The 22,873-nt window shown below is 71.2% G+C and carries 21 protein-coding genes; 12 read left to right on the top strand and 9 right to left on the bottom strand.

Going from position 1 to position 22,873, the window contains the following annotated elements; translation table 11 throughout:
• Nucleotides 1–5 precede the first annotated feature (5 nt).
• Nucleotides 6–1,445 (bottom strand): MFS transporter, encoded by a 1,440-nt coding sequence (locus EST92_RS18055; protein WP_129281936.1) that lies wholly within the window; start codon nt 1,443–1,445, stop codon nt 6–8.
• Nucleotides 1,442–2,389: a nucleoside hydrolase gene (locus tag EST92_RS18050; protein WP_129281935.1), complete on the bottom strand. Its 948-nt coding sequence runs from the start codon at nt 2,387–2,389 to the stop codon at nt 1,442–1,444. Before EST92_RS18050 ends, EST92_RS18055 begins: the two co-directional genes overlap by 4 nt.
• Nucleotides 2,390–2,745: 356 nt before the next feature.
• Between EST92_RS18050 and EST92_RS18045 the strand changes: the two genes are divergently transcribed.
• The 3 genes from EST92_RS18045 to EST92_RS18035 all read left to right on the top strand — a co-directional run bounded on the left by EST92_RS18045 (nt 2,746) and on the right by EST92_RS18035 (nt 5,795).
• Nucleotides 2,746–3,846 carry a LacI family DNA-binding transcriptional regulator gene (locus tag EST92_RS18045; protein ID WP_254068895.1) on the top strand — a complete coding sequence of 367 codons (1,101 nt, stop codon included), beginning with the start codon at nt 2,746–2,748 and terminating at the stop codon, nt 3,844–3,846.
• Between the two features lie 312 nt (nt 3,847–4,158).
• Nucleotides 4,159–4,677: a lytic polysaccharide monooxygenase auxiliary activity family 9 protein gene (locus EST92_RS18040; protein ID WP_129281934.1), complete on the top strand. Its 519-nt coding sequence runs from the start codon at nt 4,159–4,161 to the stop codon at nt 4,675–4,677.
• A 170-nt stretch (nt 4,678–4,847) separates the two neighbouring features.
• Nucleotides 4,848–5,795 (top strand): hypothetical protein, encoded by a 948-nt coding sequence (locus tag EST92_RS18035; RefSeq protein ID WP_129281943.1) that lies wholly within the window; start codon nt 4,848–4,850, stop codon nt 5,793–5,795.
• A gap of 281 nt (nt 5,796–6,076) precedes the next feature.
• Here the strand turns inward: EST92_RS18035 and EST92_RS18030 are convergent, their stop codons facing one another.
• From EST92_RS18030 to EST92_RS18015, 4 genes are all read right to left on the bottom strand, one after another.
• Nucleotides 6,077–6,502, bottom strand: coding sequence for a DUF779 domain-containing protein (locus EST92_RS18030; protein ID WP_129281933.1), 426 nt, complete (start codon nt 6,500–6,502; stop codon nt 6,077–6,079).
• A 295-nt stretch (nt 6,503–6,797) separates the two neighbouring features.
• Complete coding sequence (locus EST92_RS18025) at nt 6,798–8,345, bottom strand: ABC transporter substrate-binding protein (protein WP_129281932.1); 1,548 nt, start codon at nt 8,343–8,345, stop codon at nt 6,798–6,800.
• Between the two features lie 37 nt (nt 8,346–8,382).
• Nucleotides 8,383–10,380: a hypothetical protein gene (locus tag EST92_RS18020; protein WP_129281931.1), complete on the bottom strand. Its 1,998-nt coding sequence runs from the start codon at nt 10,378–10,380 to the stop codon at nt 8,383–8,385.
• Nucleotides 10,381–10,488: 108 nt separating this feature from the next.
• On the bottom strand, nt 10,489–11,340 hold the full coding sequence (locus EST92_RS18015; protein ID WP_254068894.1) for an AAA family ATPase: 852 nt from the start codon (nt 11,338–11,340) through the stop codon (nt 10,489–10,491).
• 163 nt (nt 11,341–11,503) lie between these two features.
• On the opposite strand from EST92_RS18015, the gene EST92_RS18010 reads away from it, so the two are divergent.
• The 4 genes from EST92_RS18010 to EST92_RS17995 all read left to right on the top strand — a co-directional run bounded on the left by EST92_RS18010 (nt 11,504) and on the right by EST92_RS17995 (nt 16,362).
• Nucleotides 11,504–12,061: a PadR family transcriptional regulator gene (locus EST92_RS18010; RefSeq protein ID WP_129281930.1), complete on the top strand. Its 558-nt coding sequence runs from the start codon at nt 11,504–11,506 to the stop codon at nt 12,059–12,061.
• Nucleotides 12,062–12,165: 104 nt separating this feature from the next.
• Nucleotides 12,166–13,887 (top strand): acyl-CoA dehydrogenase family protein, encoded by a 1,722-nt coding sequence (locus tag EST92_RS18005; RefSeq protein ID WP_129281929.1) that lies wholly within the window; start codon nt 12,166–12,168, stop codon nt 13,885–13,887.
• Nucleotides 13,888–14,381: 494 nt separating this feature from the next.
• Nucleotides 14,382–14,864, top strand: a complete 483-nt coding sequence (locus EST92_RS18000; protein ID WP_129247490.1) for a hypothetical protein — start codon at nt 14,382–14,384, stop codon at nt 14,862–14,864.
• A 382-nt stretch (nt 14,865–15,246) separates the two neighbouring features.
• Nucleotides 15,247–16,362: an IPT/TIG domain-containing protein gene (locus tag EST92_RS17995; RefSeq protein ID WP_129281928.1), complete on the top strand. Its 1,116-nt coding sequence runs from the start codon at nt 15,247–15,249 to the stop codon at nt 16,360–16,362.
• 127 nt (nt 16,363–16,489) lie between these two features.
• On the opposite strand, the gene EST92_RS17990 is transcribed toward EST92_RS17995, so the two are convergent.
• Nucleotides 16,490–17,725, bottom strand: a complete 1,236-nt coding sequence (locus tag EST92_RS17990) for a cytochrome P450 (RefSeq protein ID WP_129281927.1) — start codon at nt 17,723–17,725, stop codon at nt 16,490–16,492.
• A gap of 717 nt (nt 17,726–18,442) precedes the next feature.
• Between EST92_RS17990 and EST92_RS17985 the strand changes: the two genes are divergently transcribed.
• The 5 genes from EST92_RS17985 to EST92_RS17970 all read left to right on the top strand — a co-directional run bounded on the left by EST92_RS17985 (nt 18,443) and on the right by EST92_RS17970 (nt 22,058).
• Complete coding sequence (locus EST92_RS17985) at nt 18,443–19,021, top strand: RNA polymerase sigma factor (protein WP_129281926.1); 579 nt, start codon at nt 18,443–18,445, stop codon at nt 19,019–19,021.
• Nucleotides 19,018–19,692: a hypothetical protein gene (locus EST92_RS17980; RefSeq protein ID WP_129281925.1), complete on the top strand. Its 675-nt coding sequence runs from the start codon at nt 19,018–19,020 to the stop codon at nt 19,690–19,692. Before EST92_RS17985 ends, EST92_RS17980 begins: the two co-directional genes overlap by 4 nt.
• A gap of 72 nt (nt 19,693–19,764) precedes the next feature.
• Nucleotides 19,765–19,926 carry a hypothetical protein gene (locus EST92_RS31170; protein WP_154073980.1) on the top strand — a complete coding sequence of 54 codons (162 nt, stop codon included), beginning with the start codon at nt 19,765–19,767 and terminating at the stop codon, nt 19,924–19,926.
• A 243-nt stretch (nt 19,927–20,169) separates the two neighbouring features.
• Nucleotides 20,170–21,387, top strand: coding sequence for a cytochrome P450 (locus EST92_RS17975; protein ID WP_129281924.1), 1,218 nt, complete (start codon nt 20,170–20,172; stop codon nt 21,385–21,387).
• A gap of 305 nt (nt 21,388–21,692) precedes the next feature.
• Nucleotides 21,693–22,058, top strand: a complete 366-nt coding sequence (locus tag EST92_RS17970; RefSeq protein WP_129281923.1) for a hypothetical protein — start codon at nt 21,693–21,695, stop codon at nt 22,056–22,058.
• A gap of 163 nt (nt 22,059–22,221) precedes the next feature.
• Here the strand turns inward: EST92_RS17970 and EST92_RS17965 are convergent, their stop codons facing one another.
• On the bottom strand, nt 22,222–22,446 hold the full coding sequence (locus tag EST92_RS17965) for a DUF6480 family protein (protein WP_093487174.1): 225 nt from the start codon (nt 22,444–22,446) through the stop codon (nt 22,222–22,224).
• A 128-nt stretch (nt 22,447–22,574) separates the two neighbouring features.
• The gene (locus tag EST92_RS31660; protein WP_174244049.1) at nt 22,575–22,730 is read right to left on the bottom strand and encodes a DUF6131 family protein; all 156 of its coding nucleotides are present in this window, start codon (nt 22,728–22,730) and stop codon (nt 22,575–22,577) included.
• Nucleotides 22,731–22,873: the final 143 nt, after the last annotated feature.

Here is a 22,873-nt window from a genome sequence, read left to right as displayed (position 1 = left end):
ACGCCCTAGCTCTGTGCCTCCGCCGCCACCGGCTTCGGGATCAGGAAGGACGTGGCGATGGCGGCGGCCAGGATGACCACGCCCGCGATCATGCCGGCGGTGTAGCCGCCGGACGACGCCGGATCCGTCGGCGTGGCCGCCGTCTTGACGGCGTAGAGCACCGCAAAGCTCAGCCCCGCGCCGAGGTTGAACGCGCCCGCGTTCAGGCCGGGCAGAAAGCCCGGGTTCTCGGCGGGGGAGAGGACGATGCCCAGCCCGTTGAGGACGATGTTCGCCACGCCCGCGTAGGCCACGCCCACCAGGACGGACGTCACCAACAGCAGGACCCGCGAGTGGCTGTGCATCGTGAGCAGCATCAGCACCACCGTCGCCACCGAACCGGCCAGGCCCAGCCGCAGCACCCGGCCGTAGCCGAAGGTGGCGGCGAGCCGGCCGGCCAGCGGGCCCATGGCGAGTCCGGCGAGCGCGTACGGGGACAGCGTCCACCAGGCGGACTGCTCGGCGCTCATCCCGAGGCCGGCCTGGGCGTCCTGGGCGAAGGCCGGGATCAGCCCGTTCATGACGGCGAAGACGCCGGTCATGGTGAGCACGGTGGTCAGCAGGGTCGCCCAGGTCGCGCGCTGCTTGAGGTGCCGGGTGGCGACCAGCGGATGGCCGCTGCGGTTCTCGGTCCGCCAGAAGAGGGCGAAGGCGGCCGCGGCGACCACGAGAAGGACGGCGATCAGCGACCAGTTGGCGGCGGCGAGCTTGCCCGCTTCGTTCAGCGCGGTCAGCAGCGAGCCGACCGAGAGCACCAGCAGCGCGACACCGGGCCAGTCCATCCGGCCGCCGACGGGCGCCTTGGACTCGGGGGTGAGCGTGGCGACCAGGACGGTGGCCACGGCCGCGACCGCCGCCATGGCCCAGAAGACCGAGCCGAAGCCGTGCCGGTCGGCGAGGTAGCCGCCCGCGAGCGAGTCGACACCGGCGATACCGCCGTTGACCGCGGTGATCACGCCGAGCAGGGTGCCGTAGCGCTTGGGCTCCTGCACCTCCACCCGCAGCATGATCAGACACAGCGGGACGACCGGACCGCTGACGCCCTGGATGACGCGCCCGGCGAACAGCAGCGGCACGCTGCTCGCCAGCGCCGCGACGACACATCCGACGACCATCAGGCCGAGCATTCCGGCCAGCACGCGGCGGCGGCCGAGGACATCGCCCAGCCGCGGGAGAAACAGCGAGAACAGCGCCGCCGAGGTGAAGAACGCCGTCTGGGTCAGGCCGATCTCCGCCGAGCTGGCGCCGAGCGAGTCCTCGATGTTCTTCAGCGCGGGGCTGAGCATGCTGGCATTGAGCTGGAAGGCGAAGCAGGCCGCGAGCAGCGCGGTGACCAGCACGCCTATGCGGACACCGGAGCCGCCGGCCGCCGCCCCGACGGGGCGCCGAGAGGTGGAAACGCTCATGCCTCGACGTCACCGATCCGCTCAAGTGCGTCCACGACGAGGTTCCAGAACCGCTCGTGGTCGAGCGTGACCGCGACCTGGGTGGTGCAGTCGGCCGGGGCGGGCGCACGGAAGTCCGTCACGGTCATCCCGACCGTCAGCGCGCCGCGCAGCTCGATGTCCACCGGGGCCTTGCGCACGGTCATCACGTCGGGGTCGATGACGTAGGCGACCGCGCACGGGTCGTGCACCGGCGGGTGGTCGAAGCCCTGGTTCTCGCGGTAGGCCTCGCGGAAGAAGTCCAGGAGTTCCCCGACGAACCGGGCCGGGCGGGTGCCGACCGCGGCGATCCTGGCCTCGACCTCGGGGGTGGCCAGCGCCTGGTGGGTCAGGTCGAGCCCGACCATGGTGATCGGCCAGCGCTCGTTGAAGACGATGTGTGCGGCCTCGGGGTCGATGATGATGTTGAACTCGGCGACCGCGCTCCAGTTGCCCTCGTGGTAGCCGCCGCCCATCAGCACGACCTCGCGGACCCGCTCGGCGATCCGCGGCTCCTTGCGCACGGCCAGCGCGATGTTGGTCAGGCCGGCGGTCGGGACGATGGTGATCTCACCGGGCTCGTGGGACATCACCGTGTCGATGATCAGGTCCACCGCGTGCCGGCGGTCCAGCTCGAAGGCCGGCTCGGGCAGGTCCGGACCGTCCAGACCGGTCTCGCCGTGGATGTCCGGCGCCGTCTCGATGGCCCGCACCAGCGGACGCGGGCAGTCGGCGGCGAAGGGGACGCCGGTGATCCCGGCGATCCGCGCCACGGACAGGGCGTTGCGGGTCACCTTCTCCAGCGTCTGGTTCCCGACCACGGTCGTCACGGCGACCAGCTCGACCTCGGGATTGCCATGTGCCAGGAGCATGGCGATCGCATCGTCATGCCCCGGGTCGCAGTCGAGGATGATCTTTCTGGCCAACGGAAGAGCCCCTTTGCTCTGCTTGCTCGGCTGCGTGGAAAGGCAGCGCGGAGTGGTGGTGTGTGCGGGCCGACATGGGCTCCGGCGCACAGCGCGTCCGGCGGTCACCCCATGGCGAGCCCGGGCGGGGAGTCAGCCGGCGAGCGAGCAGCATGGGAAAACGTTCTCCGGAAACTTGGCCCATGGACGTGCCGGTTGTCAACGGTTCAATCTCTGGCCAACCGCACGTTTTCGGGATGAAAGGATGGCGGGATGACCAGGAGATCCCGCTCTCATGGGACAACGATTGCCAGGAGTTCAAGGGGGCGTATGCTCCCTCCGGTTCGGGCGGGCCGGACGAAGGGAGCCGGGAGACGGTGGCCGAAGTCACGTTGAGGGATGTCGCGCTGGCCTCGGGCTGCTCCGTCGCCACGGTCTCCCGTGTCCTGGCCGGCACCCGCCCGGTCGGTGCCGAGACCGTACGCACCGTCCGCGCGGCCGCCGAGCGCCTGGGCTACCGGCCCAACCACGTGGCCCGCGCCCTGCGCAGCCGGACCACCGGCACCGTCGGGCTGGTCCTGCCGCAGATCACCAACCCGTTCTTCCCCTCCCTGGTCCGGGAGCTGGAACATGCCCTGCACGCCGAGGGCCGGGCCGTGCTTCTCGCCGACTGCGACGACGACCCGGTCACCGAGGCGGCCCGGATCGGCGCGTTCCTCGGCCGGCAGGTCGACGCCCTGCTCCTGATACCCGTCGACGAGCGGCGCAGCCGGGAGGCGGTGGCAGCCGCGGCCGCCCAGGTGCCCCTCGTACTGCTCGACCGCGGATGCGGCCCCGGCGTCGCCGACTCGGTCGCCGTCGACAACGCGGCCGGTATGGCGCTGGTACTCGATCACCTGGCGGCCACCGGCCGCCGCCGCCTCTGCTTCGTGGGGGCGGCCGGGACCGCGTCGGCGGCGGTCGAGCGGCGCGCGGCCTACGAGGCGGGAGCCGCGGCCCTGGATCCCACCGCCCCCGGGCGGGTCGAGCTCGGCGACTTCTCGGTGGCGTGGGGCCGGGCCGCCGCGGACCGCGTCTGGCCGTCCCGGCCGGACGCCGTGATCTGCGCCAACGACCTGATCGCGGCCGGTGCGCTGCAACGCCTGCGGCAGCTGGGCGCGGACGTGCCGGGGGAGGTCGCCGTCACCGGCTTCGACGACATCCCGCTCGCGGGCCTCGCCGATCCGGCGCTGACCACCGTCCGCCAGCCGGTCGGCGAACTCGCCGCCGAGGCCGCCCGCCTGCTGAGCCGGCGCCCGACCGACGCGGACCCGGCAGCGCGGCGCACGGTCCGGCTCGCACCGCAGCTGGTCGTACGGGGCTCCAGCGTGCCGGTCGGTGCGCCGCCGATGCCGTCGCTGATGCCCCTGCCGGGGCTGACCGGGGGCGGCGGGGTGCGCGCTCGAAGTGGGAATTCGACTGACGCGACATCAAAATAGCCGTAGAAGTTGCCCGTTGGCCTTCTGCTCCCACACGCCGCTCCATCGCGGCCGCACCCTCTTGACCGTACTCGGTCAGGCAGTAAAGTCTAGACCAATTGGTTGCACCCTCGCGTCATCCATCCCCCCTCAACGAGGCCTCCCCGAGCGGACATTCGGCACTCGGCACCCGGACTCGGCACCCGGCGTTCGGCATTCGGTACCCGCCATCCCGCCAGCCGTCCTCCGCCCGCCGCTATCCGTCGTACGACGCCGTCGGCGGCGTCGGTCCGTAGCTCTCGCGTGGGTGGCCTCCCTCGCGAAAGGGTTGACATGCACAAGAAAAGAAGGCTGGCACTCGCCATCGGTGCGGGCATCGCCCCGTTGCTCGTCGTCACCATGCCGGTCAGCCCGGCGAGCGCGCACGGATATGTGTCCTCGCCGCCGAGCCGGCAGGCGCAGTGTGCGGCGGGCACCATCGAGTGCGGTGCGATCAAGTGGGAGCCGCAGAGCGTCGAAGGCCCCAAGGGGCTGACCAGTTGTAGCGGCGGCAACAGTCGGTTCGCCGAACTCGACGACGACGCCAAGGGCTGGAAGGTCACCCCGATCGGCCGTTCGCAGACCTTCAGCTGGCGGCTGACCGCGCGTCATGCCACCAGCACCTGGCAGTACTTCGCCGGAGGAAGGAAGGTCGCCGAGTTCAACGACGGTGGTGCGCGACCGCCCGAGACGGTCTCGCACACCGTTGACTTCGGTGGCCTCACCGGGCGGCAGAAGATCCTCGCGGTCTGGAACATCGCCGACACCGCGAACGCCTTCTACGCCTGCATCGACGTCACCATCGGCGGCTGACCCCGCCGCCCCTCCCACCCCCGTTCCCCCTTCCGTCCCCGTCACCTCGTCTCCCTGCGCCGGTCACATGCGGTGAGCAGCACCGGCGCAGGACGACGAGGCCGGTGCCGCAACCCGTTACGATCGGCCCATTCATGGCCGTTGAGCGTGGCCGCTGCCGGGAGGAAGAGATGGGCCTGTTCCGCCGAGGACCGAAGCGGGATTCCCGCGACCTGGCACGCGACGGGGAGTTCAGCTTCTTCTCCGAGCGCGAGGGCGGCCTCTTCAGATCACAGGTCCGGCAGGCCTTCGCCGAGCAGGGGCTCGAAGTCACCGCGTACGCCGGCGTGGTCACCGACTCCGCGGGCCGGCAGTTCGGGCTGGGCAACCTCGCCGCGGTCTGCCACCGCGACCGGCGTGGTGAGCGCAGCTGGCCCGCGCTGATCCGGGATCACGTCGGCAAGGTGCTCCGGACGATGGACGGCCCGCAGCCGCTGGAGATCCTCAGCGAGGACGAGATCCGGGCCTGCCTCTACCCCCGGGTCGTCGCCCAGGAGACGCTCCCCGCCTCGGACTCCTTCCGCTACGGCCGTGCCCCGGCGCCGGGGCTGCGGGAGGTGCTCGCCCTCGATCTGCCCGAGGCGGTGCAGATGCTGAGCGAGGACTCCCTGACGGACCTGGGGGACGTGGCCGAGCTGCGGATCCGGGCGATGAACAATCTGCGGGCGCTGCCGGTCGAGGGGCATGAGACCGTGCGGCGCGGTGACGGCTCCGCGTTCGAGGTGCTGCTCGGCGACTCCTTCTTCACCGCGAGCCGGGTCCTTGTCCTGGACGAGCTGGTGGAGCGGCTCATGGGCACCGGGCTCACGCCGGACGGTGCGCTGGTCGCCATGCCCTTCCGGCACCAGCTGGCGTTCCACCGTATCCACGACGCCCGGGTCATCCCGGCCCTGCAGGCCATGGCGCAGTTTGCGGCGGCCGGTCACGAGGACGCGGCGGGGGCCATCAGCCCCAGGGTGTTCTGGTGGCGCCGCGGCGTGATGACCCCGCTGAGCGAGCCGGACGGCAACGGGTTGCGGGTGGTGGCGGACGCGGAGTTCCAGGAGATGCTGGAACGGCTGGTGCGGCGGGAAAGCTGACCGGCGAGGGGGATTCGGGGGCCGGTCACCGCCCCCGCTGCCGCGCGGCCGCGCCCACGCCGCCGCGCACAGAATTTTCTTACGAAATCTGCCCCATGCGGGGAACCTGCACGCGCTCCTACCCGTTTAATGAAGTGAGGCCCCACGCTCTCCCCCGTGCGTGGGGCCTCACTCTGTCTCCGGTTCCGCCGCTGTTGCTGTTTCTCCGGGCCCGTCGACCGGCTTCTCCGGGTGGTTCGCCCGGCGCCGGCTGCCCGGCCGACGGCCCGGACCGCTCGGCCTCAGCCGCCGAGACGCGCCTGCTCCTCCTCGGTGAACAGCCGCGAGCGGATCAGGAAACGCACGCCCTCCGGTGCCTCCAGGGAGAAGCCGCTGCCCCGCCCCGGTACGACGTCCACCGTCAGATGGGTGTGCCGCCAGCGCGCGAACTGGTCCGCCGACATCCAGAATTCCACCGGCTCCGGCACGCCCTCCACGCACAGCCGGCCCAGCAGCGCATCCGACGATCCCGTACGGAATTCCCCGGCCGGGTAGCACATGGGGGCGCTGCCGTCGCAGCAGCCGCCGGACTGGTGGAACATCAGCGGGCCGTGCTGAGCGTGCAGCAGGCGCAGCAGTTCCGTCGCGGCCGCGGTGAGCGCGATGCGCGAGGCGCCCGCTTCGGCCGGGGCATCCGGAGCGGTCGCCTCCCGCTCGTCGCCGCTCATCAGACGCGGCCCGATGTCATGGTGAAGCAGCTGACCAGCGGATTCTTGCGCCGAGTTCGGTACATGTGGGGTCCCTCTCTTGCTCGGCTCCTACGGAGGTGATGGCGCTGAACGGTGGGGTGGTGGCGGCGTGGCGGCGGTGGTGGCGGTCTGGCCCGGAACCGACCCGGAACCATGGCTCCGGTCGCCCGGGCCACTCATGCAGTGAACGCCCTGCGAGGTTGCGAGGTGGTTGCATGCGTGGGCGCAGTGCGGTCCCGGTGGCACCTCGCTGTTCGTTCACCACCCCCGGCCGTCACGGCACCAGATAGGGCGGCTCGGGATCCTTGAGGGGATCGGGGAGTTGGATGACGGGAATCGGTTTGTTGTGCGGCCAGCCGTTGGACGCGTCGTCGAAGCTGAGCTCTCCGCTCGCCGCGGGGACGGTGCTCGCGTCGTGCAGGTTGGTGAGTTCGTTGTACACGTCCTGGACGTCGGGCGCCTCGCTGGCTGTCTGGCCGGTGACATTGCGGGTGGCCCACACCGCGGTCAGTACGGCGTCGTGATGCATGATCGCGTATCCGTCGTCCATCACCGAGTCGTCGAACTTCAGATCCCGCAGGGCCTGGAGGAAGGGCTTGAAGCCGGCTGGGGCGTGGACGCCGCTGGTCCACTCGTCGGGACTGGTCGCGGAGGCGTCGACAATAGTGATCTTGTTGGCCTTGAGCAGCCCCTGCACCGCCGAGCCCTGGGCGAATGTGCCGGTGGCCCCGGTCATCACAGTGATCGGCTTGTCGTGACCGCATTGGCTGCGGGTGGACAGCGCACGGACGAAGTCGGCGAGATCACGGTCGCGCCCGGCGTAGAAGATCACTTGCGTCTTGGTCAGACAGATGTTGTTGACGGCGCGTTGGAAGAGCTTCGGAATGCCGGCGGGTTTGTGCCCCGTCGTGCCGACGAACGAAGCCCGCCGCCGGCCGATGTAGTCGCCGAATTCCTCGTCGAACGCCCTGCGCAGGGTTTTGACGTAGTTGTCGTCCCGGCTGTCGAAGACGAGGTAGCCGCGCTGCTTCGCCAGCGGGGACTCGGTCAGGAAGCGACGGAGTGCCTTGGCGTAGTCGACATTGGACGGGGACACCTTGAACAGACGTGGCGAGTTGAGATCGGTGGCGGTCAGCACCGCGCCGATCGTGGGGATCTTCAGCCGGCTGAGTTCGTCGGCCGCCGCCTGGGTCTCCGGGATGCTGACGCCCATGCCGGTGACCGCGACCAGCGGATGCTCACCCTTGGTCAACTCGGCCAGCTGTTTCACCACCGGCTGCCATTGGGTTTCGTCGCGGCCCTCGTTGGCCAGGACGAGCTCGATCTGCGGGGTCTTGCCCTGGATGCCGAGTGATCTGGTCGCGGGCAGCTGAGGGCAGCCGTTCGCCCGGCACTGTGCGATGAAGGAGCCTTGCAGGCTGGTGACTATTTCCTTCATGGGCAGCGCGCTGGTGTCGCTGTCCGTCAGGGGTGTCAGGACGGCGACCTTGACGTACGGGACGCGGCTCTTTCCCTTGTCGGGCTTCTCCCACTGCTGACGGACCCGTCGGTTCTCCTGCGTGATCCGGTCGGTGATCCCCTTGAGCTGCGGATCGAAGGCGTACGTCGTGTTGTCCATGAGGCCGACGCACTCGCGCTGCGCGCCCTCGCCGGCCCAGTGCAGACCGGGAACGCCCGGCGCGCAGCCGGTGTCCTCCTCGGCGGGCCAGAAGTACCAGAGTCCGCCGGCGAGGAGGACGAGGGAGAGCGCCAGGGCGCCGATACCCTGCCACCCCTTCCACCACGGGGGGAGTGAGTCGGCAGGTTGCGGGGTCAGATGCATGGTGCCTGCTCCTAGGGGAGGGGATGCTCCGGTGCGCTCACACGTACTTCGCGGCCTCGTGCATGAGCCCGATCCGGGTGGGCACGGAGCGCATGGCCAGGTCCTGGAACATCGCGTTGATGGTGCGGTTGAGCTCGGGGTTCGCGTCGGGCAGCCGATTGCGTGGGTCGGACGCCAGCCACAGCGAGATCACCAGCAGGGTCAGAGGCGTGTACGTCGCGAACGCGCGCGGCGCGAGCTCCGCGGCCAGCTCCTCCGCCCGCAGCGTGGCGGACTGCTCCGGCAGCACCGGTTCACGCAGTGGTGCGGCGGTGATGGTGTACAGCTCGTACAACCAGACATTGGTGTCGGAGAGTTCGACCAGGCGCTGGGCGAGATGCTCGATGACATCGTCCACCCGGTGCAACGCCAGTGAGTGGTACAGCACCTCCAGCGGGTGGCCGTGCTCGATGTGCCAGGTCCGCAGCTTTCCGTGGACGGCCGTCCAGCGGTCCGGGCCGGCGGCGAGCTCCCGCAACAGCAGCAGGCGGAGCCACGGGTGCAGCACGGAGCCGCCCCGCAACGGGTTCGGATGGACCCGTTCCAGATATCCCGAGCCGCGGCCGCCACGGGTCTCGGCATCCTGGGGGACGGGGTCGGTCAGCCATAATCGGGTCGCGACCACCCGGGCCAGCGAATCGCGGGTGTGCAGCTGGAAGCGGTCGAGGAGCCCCGCGTCGCACGCCGCGTCGAACTCGCGGGCGGCACAGCACTCGACGAGCGCACGCCGCTGGTCGTCGGTCAGATCGCGGAGCAGATACTCCCGCGCCTCCGCCTCCAGCGACGGCCCCTCGTCGGCGTCCGCCGCGGACGGTGTGGTGCTGGAGAGTACGGCGCGCAACAGCGCCTCCGGTCGCTCGCGGCCCACGATGCGGGCCGAAGCGGTCAGCAGCTGCCGGACGCTCCACGGATGCCCGTCGGTCAACCGGTGGGCGAGCAGCGGTGCCTCCGGCAGCCGCGTGGCGATGTTCGTACCGAGCTGGGCGGTCTCCCCGGCCGTCAGACCGCGCAGCTGGACGCAGTACCAGCGCCAGGAGCGATTCGGCGGCGGGTCGGGGACGGACCGTTCCCAGTCGGCGTAGCCGGCCTGTTCGGGGGAGCGGACCTGCACGCCCGCCGGTCCGGTGGCGAACATCCCCGGCACCCGGCCGACGTTCGAGGCGGCGGCCAGGGCCAGCAGCGGATCGGGCTCGCCGGCGGCGTCCCGGAGTTCCATCAGCAGGTCGAGGAACTCCCGTCCGCCGGGAGCATCGATGTTGTCCAGCAACACCACGCAGTTGCGGTCGCGTTGGCGCCGTGCGTACTCGCCGCGCAGATCGGCCAGGAACGCCTCGCACAGCCGCCGGTCCACCGCGGCCCGGTCCGCCGGGTCCTCGCTCTTGCTGAGCTGGTTGAGTTCGACCAGGGCGTCCATCGCGGCCAGCGGACCGGCGTACCAGCCGAATCCGGTGTGCCGGGTCACCCGCAGCGGCATGCTGGGCGGCTGCCGGATGAGGCTGGCCAGCAGGCTGATGCCGGGGATCCGGACGAGGTTGAGGTCCTGCAGCAGCCCGGCGACCGCGACGACCCGGTCGGCCGCGGGCTGCGGGTCCTGGGGCCCGCGCAGCGCCTGGCGCAACTGCTTCCTGGCCCGCTCGGGGTCCGTCGGATTGAGGAACAGTTCGGGGGCCACCACGAACAGGCCGAGCGTCAGCCGCGGGAAGAGCAGCGGGGTCTGCCGGGGAAGGCGGTGGGACAGCCCGTAGGCGAGGCGGCCGGCGACCTCATGGGGGCGGCGGGGCGCGGCGGAGCCGAAGTCGAAGTACACATGGGGACGCCGCGAGCCGAGGTAGCCGAGCCATTTCAGGGTGCTGGTCTTGCCGCTGCCGTGCGGTCCGACCAGAACGATCGCGGGGAGCCCCGGCCCCGGTGGCGCGGTCCTGTTGTCCTGTACGCGGGTGCGGCACTCCTCGTAGAGGGCCTCGATCCCCTGAATGCCCAACGGACGCTCCGCCATGGCTCATCCCCCCGGTTCCGGCCAGCGACATGACCGCTGGCTGATTACAGAAGGTTGGCACGCGTAAGCGCAACGTGCCACCGGTTCACCCAAGGTGCCGAAGGTGGCTCATGTTCCTGAGCGGAGGCGTGTGGTTCCGCCACCGGCCGGCCGCGCGGGCCGGGGCGACCGGGCGAACTCCCATGTCGCAAGACCCCGGGTCGGGCCGCCGAGCAGGACCACCGAGACGGCCTCCGCCACGCAGGGGGGAACGGGGAGCGGAGTGCGGGGCGCGGGGACCTCGGCTGCCCCGTCCGCGGCGGGCCGGCCGGCGGCCGGGGACGGGCCGGCGGTCGGGGACGGGCCGGCGGTCGGGGACGGGCCGGCGGCAGCGGCCTCGGACAGTCGGCGCAGGAGCCGGTCCAGGCCCCGGTGGTGCCGCGCGAACGCCCGTCGTGGTGCGCGCCGGCCGCGGGACTCCTGACCCGACAGCGCTTCGGCCCTGCCCACGTCCAGCAGGACCAGATGCAGGGGGCGGCCACGGCGCCCCGCTGCCCGGGCCATCCAGCGGCGCACCCACGGGCGGCTGCCGCAGTCGTGGACCAACAGCGGTCCGTCGCCCCGGAGTTCGCGGTGCAGCCAGCGGATGTGCCGCCACCGCGCCCAGGGTCGGTAGAGGCCGTACGGCAACCAGCCCGGCATCACTGCTTCGCAGGCGACATGGACGGCCCGCGGATCGATGACGGTCGCCTGCGCGGGGGCGCGGCGCAGCAGGGTGCTCTTGCCGCTGCCCGGCAGGCCGGACACCACGACCACGGCGTTCGCCGGATAAACCATGGTGAACGGGGACGACGGGGCCGGCCCGGTGTCGCTCCGGCCGCGCAGGTCGAGCAGTCCGTGGTGCCCCGCGAGGGCCGGCGCCTGGGGCGGGCCGGACGGCGCCGCACCCGCCTCCGGCATGCCAGGGCCTCTGCTGTGCACCGTTGCCTCCCCCGATTCCCCTTTTCGACGACATCGTCGCACGGCGCGGTGGGCGCCGCCCCGTACATGGGAGGGCGCGGACGCCGCGACCGCGCGGGTGAGCCGCGTCTCACCCGCGCGGCGCCCCTTGTTTATGCAACTCGTTGCATAGAAGGATCGGGGTATGGCGCTCGACCACGCGATCCTCGTCTCCCTGCTGGAGAAGCCGGGCTCCGGCTATGAGCTGGCCCGGCGGTTCGAGCGGTCCATCGGCTACTTCTGGACCGCCACCCACCAGCAGATCTACCGCGTTCTCAAGCGCATGGAGAGCGACGGCTGGATCGATGTCCGTGAGGTGCCGCAACAGGGCCGCCCGGACAAGAAGGAGTACTCCGTCGCCGCGCTCGGCCGGACCGTCCTCGCCGAGTGGCTGCACGAGCCGATCGAACCGGAGAGCGTCCGGCACGAGCTCGCGGTGAAGATCCGCGGTGCGGCCTTCGACGACCCGGCCGCGCTGATCCGCGAGGTCGAGCGGCACCGCCACAAGCACACCGAGCGGCTCGCGCACTATCTCGCGGGCGAGCGGCGGGACTTCACCGGACCGGATGCTCCCGAGGCCCTCGATACCGGAGAAGAGCTCCAGCACGTCGTGCTGCGCGGCGGCATCGCGTACGAGCGGATGACGATCGCCTGGCTGGAGGACGTGCTCGCCACCCTCCGCCGGCTCGGCACCGCCCCCTGACCCCGGCGCCGACGAACCACCCGCCGCCCGGCCGCCGCGCTCACCGGCACCGCCCGCACGTCTTTGACCTCCACCCTCCCCGACGAACCGGAAAGGCGAACACCATGGCCGACCCGCTGCTGTTCAACCCGCGGACCTACGACCCCGCGCACTTCGACCCCGAGACCCGCCGGCTGCTGCGCGCCACCGTCGACTGGTTCGAGGACCGCGGCAAGCGCCGGCTGATCGAGGACTACCGCTCCCGCGCCTGGCTGGCGGAGTTCCTGGAGTTCTCCACCAAGGAAGGGCTGTTCGCGACCTTCCTCACCCCGGCCTCCGCCGCCGACGGAAACCAGGACAAGCGCTGGGACACCGCCCGGATCGCCGCCCTCAACGAGATCTTCGGCTTCTACGGGCTCGACTACTGGTACGCGTGGCAGGTCACCATCCTGGGACTCGGCCCGGTCTGGCAGAGCGACAACGCCGCCGTCCGCACCCGCGCGGCCGAACTCCTCGACCAGGGCGAGGTGTTCGCCTTCGGCCTGTCCGAGAAGGCGCACGGTGCCGACATCTACTCCACCGACATGCTGCTGGAGCCGGACGGCGTCGGCGGCTTCCGCGCCAGCGGATCCAAGTACTACATCGGCAACGGAAATGCCGCCGGACTCGTCTCCGTCTTCGGCCGCCGCACCGATGTCGAGGGCCCCGACGGGTATGTCTTCTTCGCCGCCGACAGCCGCCACCCGGACTACCACCTGGTCAAGAACGTCGTCGACTCGTCGAAGTACGTCAGCGAGTTCCGCCTCGACGGCTACCCGGTTGCCGAGGCCGACATCCTGCACACCGGCCGGGCCGCCTTCGACGCCGCCCTCAACACCGTCAACGTCGGCAAGTTCAACCTCTGCACGGGCGCGATAGGCATCTGCGAGCACGCGATGTACGAGGCCGTCACCCACGCGCAGAACCGCATCCTCTACGGCCGTCCGGTCACCGCGTTCCCGCATGTGCGCCGCGAGCTGACCGACGCCTACGTCCGCCTCGTCGGGATGAAGCTGTTCAGCGACCGCGCCGTCGACTACTTCCGCTCCGCGGGCCCGGACGACCGCCGCTACCTGCTCTTCAACCCGATGACGAAGATGAAGGTGACCACCGAGGGTGAGAAGGTCATCGACCTGATGTGGGACGTCATCGCGGCCAAGGGCTTCGAGAAGGACACCTACTTCGCCCAGGCGGCCACCGAGATCCGGGGACTGCCCAAGCTGGAGGGCACCGTCCACGTCAACCTCGCGCTGATCCTGAAGTTCATGGGCAACCACCTGCTGAACCCGGCCGAGTACCCGCCCGTACCGACCCGCCTCGACGCGGCCGACGACGCGTTCCTCTTCCGGCAGGGACCGGCCCGCGGCCTGGGCGCCATCCGCTTCCACGACTGGCGCGCCGCCTATGACGCCTATGCCGCCGTCCCCAACGTCGGCCGCCTCCGCGAGCAGGCGGACGCCCTGTGCGAGTTCGTCACCGCCGCCGCGCCCGACGAGGAGCAGAGCCGCGACCTCGATCTCCTCCTGGCCATCGGCCAGCTGTTCGCGCTGGTCGTCCACGGTCAGCTGATCCTGGAGCAGGCGCGGCTGACCGGGCTCGACGAGGAGGTGCTCGACGAGCTGTTCGCCGTGCTCGTCCGTGACTTCTCCGCGCACGCCGTGGAGCTGCACGGCAAGGACTCCGCCACGGAGGAGCAGCAGCGCTGGGCACTGGGCGCGGTCCGGCGCCCGGTCGTCGACGAGGCCCGCTCGGCCCGTGTCTGGGAGCGCGTCGAAGCGCTGGCCGGTGCGTACGAGATGGCCCCGTAACCAGCGGGCAGACCCGGCCCTTCAATTCACCGCCCGTACGGACTCGGCCGACCCGACCCGACCCGGCCCGGGGTCGGCCGAGGCCGTGCGGGCCGGGAGCGAACGGGCGGCCCCGGGCGGAGCGCGGCGGGAGCATGCCGGGGCGCTCCGCGAACCTGAGTACCTACCCGCCGGCGCCGCGCCCGCACCCCCGTCGTGACACGTACGGAAGCACCGTCCGCCGACCTCGCCGCCGAAGTGCCGGACTGTGCCCGCGGCATGGGCCGCCGATGCCGGACGTGCCGTGCGATGCGCCCTCTCCACGCCCCGCATCCACCACGCATGCGCTGTTCACCACCGGTCTCCGCCGGCCGCGCGGACCGCGTCTCGCTTGCCGGTACGGGCCTTCACACCTTCTGCTGAAGGCCCCTGAGGCAGCCGTGCTGCCGGCCGGAATCGACAGATCCTTCTTTCGGACCGGGCGCGCCGGGCGCCCACGACGGAAGGACATGGCTATGCGACGCACCATCGTCGGCACCTGCGCCGCCCTCGCGGTTCTGGGTATCGGGCCGGCCGCCCCGGCCGTTGCCGCCCCGGTTCCGGTGACCGCGCTCAACTGCGATGGCGACACCTACAAGTGCACGGCCAATCTCCGTTACGGCGACAACAATTGGAAGGCCCGGTGGGACGCGTCCATCTTCCACCAGGCGAACCGCTCCGCCTCCCGCGCTCCCGTACCGGCGACGAGCCTCAGCTGTGACGGTGACAACGGTACCTGCGTGGCCACCCTGATGTTCGGTGACGGACGCTGGCGGGCCAGCTGGCCAGCGACCGTCTTCCATCCGGCACTCCGGTCCGCCGAGGGCAGGCTGGTCGCACCCGTGCCGGCGAACAGCCTGAACTGCGACGGTGACACCGGCCGCTGTTCGGTCAACCTCCAGTTCGGCGACGGGGGTTGGAAGGCGGCCTGGGCCGCCACCATTTACCACCAGCCGTAATCGACAGGCCCCGTGGGACCGGGGCCGAGGACCACGAGCAGGCCCGGGGACGAGCGATGCGCGCGTCCCCGGGCCGCGCGCTTGAGGGCCGCATGAGGCCGCATGAGGGACTGTGAAAAGCCGTGCCGGGCGGCTCGTACAAGAGGCCCGCGGAATAACGGCGCGCGCCGTTGCAGAATGCGGGAGTGACGCTCATCTACGTATTGTCATTTTGATCGCCGAACGCACCATTGCTGTCACGTACGCGCCTTTTTCTGATCTGCCGGGAACCTTACTGTCGCAGGCATCCACCATTCGACGGCAGTAACTTCCGCTCCGGACATATCCGTTCACGAATTGGCTCGTGCGCGGAATCGCAGCGGAGGCTGCCCAGGGAGAAGTCATGTCCGCAGTCGTAGAGCAGGCAGCAATTGCGCAGTCCACGGGCTCCTGGCCCGGCGGGGACGGGGGCGGGGGAAACTGGCCCAGGTATCCGAGACTCTTCGAGGCCATCCCGAACTCGGGCCCGAGCACCGGAATGAACCTCGTCAAGCTCACCGGATCAGGCCTGCAGAACACCAATTTCGTCACCTTCGGCGGCGTCCCCGCCACCATCGTCGCAGTCGACCCCTATGGTGCCTGGGTCACCGTGATCGCACCGGCGCACCCGGCGGGCACCGTCCCGGTCGTCGCCACCACCCCCTATGGCACCTCCAACCCGGTGTACTACACCTATGTGGCCGTCCCTCCGCCGGGCCCGACCGTCACCTCTCTCGTACCCACCAGCGGGCCCTCCTCCGGCGGCACCGCGTTCGCCATCACCGGCACCAACCTCACCGGCGCGACAGTCACCTTCAACGGGGTGCCGGCCACCGGAGTGTCCGTCAACGCCGCGGGCACCCTGCTCACCGGAACCACACCGGCCGGCCCCGTCGGCAACGTCCCGGTCGTGGTCACCACAGGGGCCGGAAGCGCCACAGTCCCCGGCGGGTTCACCTACACCGCACCTCCGCCCGTGGCGACGTCGATCTCGCCGACGTCGGGGAGTACGGCGGGTGGTACGGCGTTCGTGATCTCGGGGAGCGGCCTGAACGGGGCATCGGTCACGTTCAACGGGGTGCCGGCGACAGGGGTTTCGGTGAACGCCGCGGGTACGTCCCTGGTGGGCTTCACCCCCGCCGGAGCGGTCGGCACCGTCCCGGTCGTGGTCACCACGGCGGGCGGCAGCACCACCGTCCCCGGCGGCTACACCTACACGCCGCCGCCCGCGCCCGTGGCGACGTCGATCTCGCCGACGTCGGGGAGTACGGCGGGCGGAACGGCGTTCGTGATCTCCGGGAGCAATCTGAACGGGGCATCGGTCACGTTCAACGGGGTGGCCGCGACGGGAGTCGCGGCGAATGCCGCGGGTACGTCGCTGGTGGGCTTCACTCCGGCCGGGGCGCTCGGCAATGTGCCGGTCGTGGTCACCACGGCGGGCGGCAGTGCCACCGTCCCCGGCGGCTACACCTACGTGTGAGCGGCGCCCCCGCAGGCTGTGTGCAGGGACCGGCGGCGGCGAGGTAAGGGGCCGGCGCCGGGAGCCGCGGGGCGGGCGAGGTCGGTCCGCCCCCCGGCCGAGACGGCTCGGATCCGGCTGCGGCCCGTCAGACGGCGGGCCGCAGCCGGACCGGCAGGCGCTTGTGCCCGTAGGTGAGCAGCGAAGGCAGCGGCTCCAACTCCTCGGCAGGTACGGCAAGTTCCGCCTCGGGGAAGCGCGCGAACAGGGCTCGCAGCGCGGTGACGGCTTCGAGGCGGGCCAGCGACGCCCCCAGGCAGTAGTGGACACCGTGGCCGAACGCCAGGTGTTCCGGTCCCGGTGCGGTCCGGGTGAGGTCGAAGCTGCCGGCGCGGTCGCCGTGCCGGCCGGGATGGCGGTTGGCCGCGGCGTACGAGGCGAGGATCGCCTCGCCCGCGGGGATGACCTGTCCGTCCGGCAGCGGAATGTCCCGCACGGCGAAGCGCAGGGGCAGGTGCTTGATGGCCGGCTTCAGACGCAGGGTCTCCTCCACCACCTCGGCCCAGCCGGCGCGGCCGGCACGGACATGGGCGAGCTGCTCGGGGTGGGTCAACAGCGCGACGACGGCCTGATCGATGAGGTTGACGGTGGTCTCGTACCCTGCCGAGATCACCAGCAGGAGGGTGTCGCGCAACTCGTCGTCGGTCAGCGCCGGTTCCTCGCCCTCCTCCCGCGCGGCGATGAGCAGCGAGGTCATGTCCTCGCCCGGCTCGGCCCGTTTGGCGGCGATGAGCCGGTCGAGCACGGCGTAGAGGCGCGCCGTGTTCGCCGCCGATTCCTCGGGTGTGAGCGTGGTGGCGAACACCCCGTCGACGACGTCGCGGAAGCCCTCGCGCTGATGCGGTGGCAGCCCCATGAGGTGGCTGATGACCTGGATCGGCAGCGGATAGGCGAATCGCTCCCGCAGGTCGACCGGCTCGCCGGGCGCGGTGGCCGCCAGGTCGTCGAGCAGGCCGGTGACGATGGTCTCGATGTGCCCGGCGAGCGCGGCCACCCGGCGTGCGGTGAAGGCGGGTGCCACCAGGCGGCGCAGCCGTCGGTGCTCACTGCCGTACGCGGTGAACATGTTCTTCACCGTGATCCACAAGGCGAGTTGCCAGGTCGCACTGACCTCCTCGAAGCGCGGCCAGTGCTGCCGGGCGTCCTTGGACACGTCCGGGCTGGTCAGCAGTTCTCTCAGCAGGTCGGGGTCGCTGACGGCCCACGCGGTGACGCCGAGGACATCGACGCGGGCCGCGGGCCCCAGGGAGTGCAGCGCGCGGATTTCGGCGTCCGGGTCGGCGCCGTGGGCGTCGAGGACGAGGAGTTCGGGCTCATGGGGCATGGCGGACTTCCTTGCCTACGTCGGTCCGGTGGGTGAACGGGCGCGGCGCGCGGCGGCGGCCGGCAACTCGGCGGGGCGGGGTAATGGCAGGGAGGGCGCGGACGGTTGTCTCCGTCACCAAGCGTTGATAGCGCCGCCACGCAGGCTGCTGGGGAAGAACGCGAGGGCGCTCACCCCGGCGAGTGGCAAGTCATACCGGGGCGGCAGCGGCCGCAGTTCCTCCGGTCGGCCGGCCGGCCCGGACCGTGCGGCCCGTACAGGCGTGTGATCCGCGCCACTCTCCCGCGTCACGCTTTCCCCAACGCCGCAGGTCAGAAGCTCAACGTGAGCATCTGACTGCGGGCCGTCATATCCGGTCCCCGGATCTGATTAACAATTTCGGCTTCGCGAACGGTTTACGGACAAGAAAGCGGTCTCCCTGACGTCGCCCGGATGCCGGGGAGTTGGCCGCGACACCTCGAAAGGAGAGGCAGTGGACCACCAGTGGCCCTGGGACGCGCCGGCCATGGGCGGCGCGGCCAGGACGACTCCGGCCGTGCTCCGTGCCCGTGTGCGCGAGAGCACCCACACCGCCTCGCGGACCTGCGGCCCGCCGGCCTCCAGCCCCTTGCGCCCACCGGCCCGCGGACGCCGGTGGAGTTGCGAACGTGATCTTCGTACGCGGGTCCACCCCGGTGCCGTCCGCCCGCCCGTGGCAGGCCGAGGGACGGCCGCCCGGTGAGCGATTACGGAGACGGACAGCAGTTGCGCCCCGACCCGATGGACCGGCTCCGGGTCGACTTCACCGCCTTCTTCAAGGAGGTGCAACAGGGCTACCTCGGCTACGCGATACAGATGCTGCGGCACCGTCAGGACGCCGAAGACGTGGTCCAGATAGCCGGGATGAAGATCCATGCGAAATGGGACGAGTTCCTGGCCCACAGCAACTACCGGGCCCTGGGCCTGCGGATCCTGCGTGACGTCATCAAGGACCACATCCGCTCGCGCAACCGGGTGGCCCGCCGTGAACAGGCCGCCGCCGCGGAGGCCGGGCTCCACCAGTCCTGCGTCGACCAGATCCTGCACCTGGGCACCTACGACGCCCTCGACCGCGCCATGGACGAACTGGCCCGGCGCGAACCGGTGCAGGCGGACTGCGTCCGGCTCCGCGTGGCCCAGCTGAGCTACGAGGAGATCGCCGAGACCCTCGGCATCACTCCCGGCACGGCGCGCACCTACTACTCCCGCGGCCGCCAGCTCGCCAAGGACCTGGCCGCCTCCTATCTCCGGCACGATCAGGAAGGAGAACCGTCGTGACCATCGAAGACATTCTGCGAGCCGAAGCCGATGAGGTGGGTCGCGTACTGGCCGACCACGATCCTGAAGCCTTCACTCGCCGACTGGCCGAGCGGATCGCCGAGGCGCAGGGGCAGACGCCCGCGGCCCGGCCGGTCCCCGAAGGACGGCACGAGCGCGGCCCGGCGCCGGCCCGCCCCGGCCGCGCGCGGCCGCTGCCGCGGAGGCCGCGCCCCCGCCCGTTCCCCGGCCCCACGGCCGACCCGGAGGAGCTGCGCCGGCATCTGCGTACCCTCTGCGAGTCGGTGCTGCGCGGTGGGCACATGGGACGTCTGGAGAAGTTCGCCCGGGACTACGACGCGGCCGGCGCCCGGACGTTCGCGTGCCTGCTCTACTCCCTCAACCGCCACGAGGCGGCGGTCTTCTGGTGGCGGTTCGCCGCCGGCGCCGAGGACCAGCTCTCCGCCCATTGCCTGGCGATCCATCACGCGGCCGACGACAACTTCATCGACGCCCGGCTGTGGCGCACCATCGCCACCGCACTGGGGTACTCACCGCGCCGCCATCTGCCCAACCCGGCCCCCGGCGCCCCGCTTCCGGACCCCGTCTGGCTGCTGGCCCGCTCCGGGCCCGAGCTCCAGCAGTTCGCCGAGCCCCAGGCCCCGCTGCCCGTGGGGTGCGCGGGGCGCTGACCGAAGCGGAACGACCACTCACCCACGCCCCCACCACTCACCCACGACCCACCACCGACCAGGGAGAAGCCCATGAAGGACCGTGCGGAGGACGAGCCCTCCCTCCCGCGTGTTCCCCGGAAGCCACGGCGCCCGTGGCTCAGGAAGTACGCCCGCTTCACCGCGGCCCACGCCATCGAGGGCGCGGCCGGAGCCGTCATCTCGGCTCTGATGCTCTACCTGATCCAGCGGTAGCCGGCCGGGTCCGGGCAATCGGTGGTCGCCGGGCGCCGGTCGGCGGGTGCCGTGCGCCGGTCGGCGATTGCCGCGCCGGCCGGCGGTTGACGCGCGCCGGCGCGGGGCGGCCGTCGGCCCGGCGCCCGTGTGGTCAAGGACCGGCCGTTCGGCGGGCGTCGTGGTTAGTGGCTCCTCCGCCGGGGAGGGATTTCCCCATATGTGGCCGTACCGAGGCCAAGAGCACGAGGGGGAGGAGGCCGGATGGCAACGCAACCGGTGGAGACGCTCGATCTGTCGGCAATGGGGGAGGACTTCGTCCGCAATCCGTACGCGGTGTACGCGTCGCTGCGCGAGCAGGGCCCGGTACACCGCGTGCGTCTCCCGGAGGGCACGGTCGTCTGGCTGGTCGTCGGATACGACGAGGTGCGTGCGGCGCTCAGCGACCCGCGGCTGTCGAAGGAGTGGCGGCACGCCTCGCCCGCGCAGCCGATGCAGCCGGTGACCATGGGCGTGACGATGCTCCGCTCCAACGCGCCGCACCACACCCGGCTGCGCGGCCTGGTCGCCCGCGCCTTCACGGCCCGCCGGATGGCGTCCCTCACACCGCGCATCCAGGAGCTGACCGACGAACTGCTGGCGGCGATGCTCGCCGCGCCCGACGGCCGTGCCGATCTCGTCGACGCACTGTCCTTCCCCCTGCCGATCACCGTCATCTGCGAGCTGCTGGGCGTTCCGTTCCTGGACCGGGAGGCCTTCCGCGCCTGGACCGACGTCCTGCTCGTCGGCGCCGCGACGCCGGAGGCCGGGGAGGCCCTGGCAGCCATGACCGGCTATCTCGACGAGCTGGTGAAGAAGAAACGCGCCCGCCCCGGCGACGATCTGCTGAGCGATCTGATCGCGGTGAGCGACGGGGACGGCGACCGGCTCAGCGCGCAGGAACTCCTGGGAATGGCCCAGCTGTTGCTGATCGCGGGCTATGAGACGACCGCCAATCTCATCTCCAACGGCGTTCTGGCTCTCCTCACCCACCCGGCGCAACTCGCCGCGCTGCGCGCCGATCTGTCCCTCATCGACAACGCGGTCGAAGAGATGCTGCGCTACGAGGGACCGATCGAGACCTCCACCTTCCGTTTCACCACCGAGGCGACCGAGATCGCGGGCACGGTGATCCCCGGCGGCGGCGAGGTCGTCCTCCCCGTGATCGCCGACGCGGGACGGGACCCGGTTCGATTCGGTGACCCCGGGCACTTCGACATCACCCGCGACGCCCGCGGCCATGTGGCCTTCGGCCATGGCATCCACTTCTGCCTCGGTGCCCCGCTGGCACGCATGGAGGCACGGATCGCGGTGCGTACCCTCCTGGAGCGCTGCCCGAGGCTGGAGCTGGACGCACACCCGGCTGATCTGCGCTGGCGGTTGGGTGCGTTGCTCCGCGGCCCGCGGCACCTTCCGGTCCGCTGGTCGCCGACGGCCGGGTGAATCCCCTCGCTCTCGTGATCCGGCGGGCTGCCGACCACGCTCCGTAGTCAACAGGACGCTTCGGGTGCGCGTCCCCAGCGGATCGCGCCGTGACCGGGGCGCCGGCGTTCCCGCGCCACCGGGCTGAGATGCGGATGACCCGACAGGCACGCAGCCTGAAGGTGGCGGGCCTTGCCCACGCAGGGGCCGAGGTGGCGTGCACAGCACGCCGCGGCCAGGGGCCCGCAGGCGGGAAATCCGGACTGCCGCACTCTGCGCGGGGGCAGTCAGCGCCGCCCCACGCGGCGCCAACACAAGGAGCCGACGTGTCTGACAAGCGGAAGTCTTCGCATCCGAAGATGGGCGAGGGCCCCAGCGCGCACAAGGGGTCCGAACAGCACGGGTGGTCGCCCGATGTCGACCAGACCGAACAGCAGGAGAACCCGAGCGCCCACCGGTCCTTCCACCCCGAGCGCCACGCACCCGGAAGGGACCCCAGCAAGGAGGGCAGCGGGCAGGAGAAGGTGCCGCCGGCCAGCGAGGTGAAGGGCGAGACGAAGGGCGGCGAGCGCCGGGCCGCCAAGAAGGACGAGAAGGGCATGCGCGACCTGGGGCCCAAGGGCCGCTCGCGCCGGCCGAGCGGAGGCAGGGACACGGAGGCACAGACCGGTGTCGATCCGCAGGAGCCCTGAGACGCGGCAAGCCCACTCGGCCCGGGGTCACCCTTACGGAGGGTGACCCCGGGCCGGGGTCTGCCGGGGTCTGCCGGGCAGCCCACCGAGGGGACCGGTCGTGTGGCGGGCGCGGGACCGGCCCGCGCCCGTGTCACAGCTCCACGATCACCGCGTCACAGCGTCACAGCGTCACGGTCACCGCGTAGGCGATGAAGAAGGCCGCGCAGAGCACGACGATGATGCCGAGGATGATCACCGGGCCCTTGGCCCAGCCGCGTGTCTGCCGGTCAGCAGGACCGGTTTCCGAGCCCGTGCTGCCCTCACCCGCAGGGGTTTCGCCGGGCGGCACCCCGCCGACGGCACCAGGGCTGTCGCGGGGATCCTGATCCGGGGTTTGTGTGTCCATACCGGAAAGCTCTTCCTTGTGTACGGTGCGCGCGGGTCGGTTCCCGGTGGGCGCGGGAAGTGCGACGGGCGCGTGCGGAAGGAGCGGTGCCGACGCGCGGGCAGGTGCCTGCGGGCCGGTGGGCGGGGCTAGTAGTAGTGCCGCCGCCCGAAGACCGCGTGCCCCAGCGAGCCGAGAATCCAGCAGATCGCGCCAAGGACGGCGAGCACGATCCCGATCGTCCACAGGATCCCGAGGCCGGTCACGAAACCGATGATGAGCAGTATGACGCCGAGAATGATCACGATGCTCTCCGATCGCGCATACGTTCCCCTTCTCACTGTGATCCCGGCTCGGCGCAAGGGCAACTGCTGATCCCGGCACCCGGCGGACCGTGCACGGCGAGCAGTCCGCCCGCCGGTACGTCCAGGTCCACCCCCTCGAACAC

The sequence above is a fragment of the Streptomyces sp. TM32 genome (assembly GCF_004122755.1).
GTDB lineage: Bacteria > Actinomycetota > Actinomycetes > Streptomycetales > Streptomycetaceae > Streptomyces > Streptomyces sioyaensis.
Note: the sequence above shows the minus strand (reverse complement) of the source record. Positions and strands in the feature narration are given on the sequence as shown.